The 4,770-nt window shown below is 39.0% G+C and carries 3 protein-coding genes; 2 read left to right on the top strand and 1 reads right to left on the bottom strand.

Annotated features, from left to right (window positions below):
- Positions 1-147: 147 nt before the first annotated feature.
- Positions 148-540: a hypothetical protein gene (locus H6G14_RS32840; protein WP_190573143.1), complete on the top strand. Its 393-nt coding sequence runs from the start codon at positions 148-150 to the stop codon at positions 538-540.
- A 386-nt stretch (positions 541-926) separates the two neighbouring features.
- On the opposite strand, the gene H6G14_RS32835 is transcribed toward H6G14_RS32840, so the two are convergent.
- Positions 927-3,278, bottom strand: a complete 2,352-nt coding sequence (locus H6G14_RS32835; protein WP_190573141.1) for a tetratricopeptide repeat protein — start codon at positions 3,276-3,278, stop codon at positions 927-929.
- Positions 3,279-3,780: 502 nt separating this feature from the next.
- Between H6G14_RS32835 and H6G14_RS32830 the strand changes: the two genes are divergently transcribed.
- The gene (locus H6G14_RS32830) at positions 3,781-4,008 is read left to right on the top strand and encodes a hypothetical protein (RefSeq protein WP_190573139.1); all 228 of its coding nucleotides are present in this window, start codon (positions 3,781-3,783) and stop codon (positions 4,006-4,008) included.
- Positions 4,009-4,770: the final 762 nt, after the last annotated feature.

Below are 4,770 nucleotides of genomic sequence, written 5' to 3'. Positions count from 1 at the left end.
ATGAGTACGATGAGCGCCATTGCTGTCATGGATGGCATGAAAACTCGTAGCGAAGCGGGTGAATACAGACTAGAGCGTTTTATATTTAATTGCACCTAGCTACTTATTGAAATATATAATGACATAAATAATAATTTAATGATTTCTATGTCTAATAATGACGAAATTCTCGATAAACTACAAACCATAGTTTCTCAACTACAAGTTGTCCCTAGCAATCAAATCGATGTACCCCAACTAAAACAAATAGAAACGGATTTAGAAAGTATTTTACCGCAGCTTCAGTTTGAATTGACAGCCGCGAGAATGGATGGTAATTGGGTGGAAGCTAATGAGTTAAGGGAAGCGTATGAAGAGTGTGACAATGCACTTGATCGCGTCAGGGCGGCAATTATTAAATCTACAATAATTGGGATTAATCAAGAAAATTTAACTGAGATGCGGAGGATATTAGATGAAGTGAAAGCTGCTTCTAAAACGCAAAAAAAGATAAAGTTAATTGTTTCTTCACTGCGCTTGGTACGAAAGTTATTGAGATAATTGAGTTATTTAACATAAGTTTCATGACCTCTCCCCAACCCCTCTCCGACGCGGAGAGGGGCTTTGAGTCCTACTCCCAAGGGGCTGGGGGTTAGGTCTCAATACGGTTCAGTTAACGTTGTCAGCTTATCGATTTCAGAAGAACCAAGACTTGGGGGATTCTCCCCCAAACCCCCGATTGGGGGACGGTTGCGTCCCCCAAGCCCCCTCCAAAAAATAGATCTGTTTTATGTGTAGCAGTTAATTTATTTTCTTAACTGAACCGTATTGGGTTAGGTCTGTATTTAACTCAATTGCAAACCGCTATATTTCGATATGATTTATCACGAAAAAGATAAATTGAGCGTCTAACGCAAAGCCTCCACCCAACCTACATTGTTTTGCTACTAACCATTTTCCAAACGCGTCATTGTTATTTGCACTTTTTCTACTTGCTTTGGTGCAGGTAGATCATTGAAGATAACGATCGCCTGATGAAATGTCTCTCTACTTTGGTTAACTGCGCCTATCCTTTGATATGTCAAACCTAACTGGTAGTAGGCTTTGGCGAGATTGCATTTATCAGATACTTTGTTCATGTTGGCGATCGCCTCTAAATGTTTATCTATCGCCACTGTAAACTGTCCCTGTTCTCGATATAATGATGCTAAACAAGATGTAGCCCTTGCTTCTAAAAAACTAAACTGATTTTGACGACAATGGTTAATAGCTTGATGGCACATCGAGAAAGCATTGTCTATTAAACCCAAATTTTTATAAGTCAAGCTGAGAAATAGTAAACTTGTGCCTATACCCCAGGAAGTTAATCTGTCGTGAGATAGTCCCTCTTCCGCTTCTCGTAACATCAACTTTACGTTTTCATTATTGCCCACAGAAGAATCTAAATAAGCTAAACAACACAGAGAATAAACAACATATTGATAATAATTTTTGTCTATTGCTGCTAGATTCTTGACGTAGTAAAAAATCTCACTTGCTTTTTCAATTTCCCATAAATCTGTGTAACAAAGACCTAAATTGAAACTACTGGAAATTCTCTCTTGCAGAAAGTTATTTTTTTCAGCAATTTCATTAGACTTATAGTGGCATTCCAGGGCTGATTTGATATTGCCTATTTGGTGATAAGCTCTCCCCAATAAGTTATACAAAATATTCAAATGATAGTCGGAATGTAAATTATGAATGAGGGGATTAATTACAGAAATCAAGGTTTCTAACAAACCCAATCGATTAAATAAAACCCCTAAAGATATACTGTGATCCCATTTTTTGGGTCTACTGCGAATAATCACATCAGCAGCTTTTTCATAATCCCCAATTTCCATATAGTGATGATACGCTTCCAACGCCATCAAAGCATCTTGAGGATTTTCTACTTGAGTAACACTCTGATTCCAAAATTCCGCCGCCTTTTGGTTAGCAATTTGCCATTCACCGCTTTGTTTTAATCTGGCGATCGCCTCTGTACAAATCACCGGATGTAACCAATATTTTCCTTTACGAAACTCTATCAATAAACGGTCAGTTAGATATCTAATTACTCGCCTAGCTTGTTGTTCCGGCACATCCCAAAGTAAACATTGTAATCCCTGAACACTCACATGAGTAACATCTTGATAGCGATAACATCCCAACCGACACAGCAGCCGATATGCTTCACTGTCCATTTGTTCTAAACGGTCAAATTGACTAGCAACTAAATTTTTTAACTCTGGTTCAATCAATAAATCATACTGATTTTCTCGCCAATAAATGTCTGCATTGCCTTCAAAATCTGTAGTAATTGCGCCACTAATAATTTGCATAGCTTTGGCATTTCCACCAAAAGCTTTACACATTTCACTCAGTGCAGATAAATTAGATTTGATTTGACAACTAGTAAAAAACTTTTGCCAAGTAGATTCATCCAAACCTCCCAGGGGATAGAAAGTCACATCCACACCTGATTCATATAAACGCTCACGACTAGTAATCAAAGTGATAGATTTAATACTAGGGTCTGCTAATACCCGTAAAAGTTCCACATAGGAACGACGATAAGCAATAATCTGACCATTTCTATCTAAAGCAGACTCAAGATTATCAATTAAAACCCCTATCTTGCGCGTTTCATCCCGCAGCTTGCGCCGTAGCCTATCTAGATTAATCCCAAACTCCTTCCCTGGTTCCTCATTAAAATCAACTCTTAGCCATTCCTCAACCACACTCTCCACAGAAACGATATGTTGGCTTTCCTTAGCCATCCACAACTCTAGGAAATCAAAACCTTGAGTCTTAAAATACCGCCGTGCTAAGGTAGTTTTACCAACACCGCCTTCACCTTGGATGAGGATAACTTTCGCACCTCGGACAACATAGCTATCAAGTTCGGCTATTTCGCGATCGCGCCCCACAAAGTTATAATCCAGTTCTTGTGACTTGCCATTATTGACGACTGAATTTACAATAGGCGACATCTTTTGTAGTCGTTGAGATTGCCAAAATCTCTGCACCACTAAAGAAAAGTTTGACTTAGAGACTTTTTCCCCTAAGACGTTCGTCAGTATTTGCCACAATTCCGCGCCAACTGCTTTTAAATGCGCTTCCGTATAGCCACAAATATCAGCAATATTCTGATAAGTCTGTTTCCTATCCTCCCATAAATTACGTAGAATTATTCTCTGAGTTGTGCCTAGACGTTCCCCTGTTTTCCTATAAACCAAGCTATCCAAAAGCTCTAGAGCTTCTTCTGCACCCATCGATCGCCTGACTGTATCATTTGTGCTTAATTATAACCATATTTTCACGATTTCACTTTTGGTCACAATACTACAAGCTACTTTTTCCTACCCAATAGGAAATGAGATGTCTTACTTTATCCAACTGCAAAGTTTTTCAAACTGTATTATTCTTGTAATCAATACAGGCAAAGTTGAGTTAATTGTCAGGAGATACACGGTTGAGGAGAGATGTTAGTGAGCAAGCTGATAAGCTATTCTGCTTTTAAGTTGCATAATCCATCGTGATGGCTGTTGACCGTTAACAGTTAACTGTTAACAAACCTTATTAGTAGTTATGCAATTCAGGCGCGCATTAGCTTATTCTTGGTGTACTCATTAACACATATAGCTAAGTAAGTCTTCACACCCAGAGAAGATTTATCTCGGTAGATTCCTATAGATAAGCGGTAAACATTAACTAACTAGATTCTGTAGAGCGTGTAAATATCTATGTTACTCTCCACCCTACAGGAGTTATATCATGTTGAAAAATGAAGACACCCTACTAGTTCGTTTAGTTGCTAAGTTCTTGAAATACTTTTTGTTGATGCTGTTTGGAGTGGCGATCGCTTATGTGCTTTCCACAGCGTTAGGTGCGTTACACATCATTGATATACTGATTGCAGTACTGCAAACCGTGTTTATGCCCTTGGGAGTTATTCTCCTATGCTTAATCACAATCATGGTAATTTTTGAGTCTGTTCGTTAATGAAAGGGAGTAGGGAGTAGGGATTGGGGAGTAGGGAAACTAAGCCGCCCACGTTCGCGTAGCGTCTCGCAGAGAGGGGCGGGGTTTTAACCTACCTTGCAATACAAGGATTTTATCGCCCACAATTCCACTCGGCTTTAAACCTTTTTCGGGGCTAATTTCTTCCCCTACTCCCTACTCCCGCCCCGAAGGGGCAGTCAAGACCAAAAGAGTGCAAAACTTTTGCACTCTTAAATTCTTCCTGATCAACCATTCACCCGATTCAACACTCACGGACGGGCGTATTTCTGAACGCTTCCCTCTACCCACGGATTTTACTTCTTCCAAGGTAATTTAGTACCCATTTCCGTCCATGCAGAAAAAACAAGATAGATGATAAGAAAGCCCACACCGGCGAAAAAAGTTAATAATTCGTGATCCATAGAATAAGTTGCGATACTTTCCAGCTCTATTTTAGAAGAAACTGCATATTTCAATTATCTTGCCCATCATATATATATAGCCATAGTCAGATAGATTAGAACATCAAGCTAAGACAAAACCCTAACCATAAAAGACTTCGTAGTCTGTCAACAGTCAACCGTTAACAGTCAACAGCTATATTTCAAAAATCAAGTAAGAATCTTACAGACAACAAAAAAGTCCGCCTGAGCGGACTAGTACAGTGCGGCGTAAATAAGCAGACCATTAAATAGCCAAAACTTTGCCCTTATATGTCCACTTAAAAGGTTTAGCCATTGTTTGATTAAAGTAGTTGATAAA

This window comes from Nostoc parmelioides FACHB-3921 (assembly GCF_014696625.1).
GTDB classification, from domain to species: domain Bacteria; phylum Cyanobacteriota; class Cyanobacteriia; order Cyanobacteriales; family Nostocaceae; genus Trichormus; species Trichormus parmelioides.
Note: the sequence above shows the minus strand (reverse complement) of the source record. Positions and strands in the feature narration are given on the sequence as shown.

Coding starts and splice junctions, on each gene's coding strand:
- H6G14_RS32840 (WP_190573143.1), top strand. CDS start 148: ATGTCTAATAATGACGAAATTCTCGATAAACTACAAACCATAGTTTCT.
- H6G14_RS32835 (WP_190573141.1), bottom strand. CDS start 3,278: ATGGGTGCAGAAGAAGCTCTAGAGCTTTTGGATAGCTTGGTTTATAGG.
- H6G14_RS32830 (WP_190573139.1), top strand. CDS start 3,781: ATGTTGAAAAATGAAGACACCCTACTAGTTCGTTTAGTTGCTAAGTTC.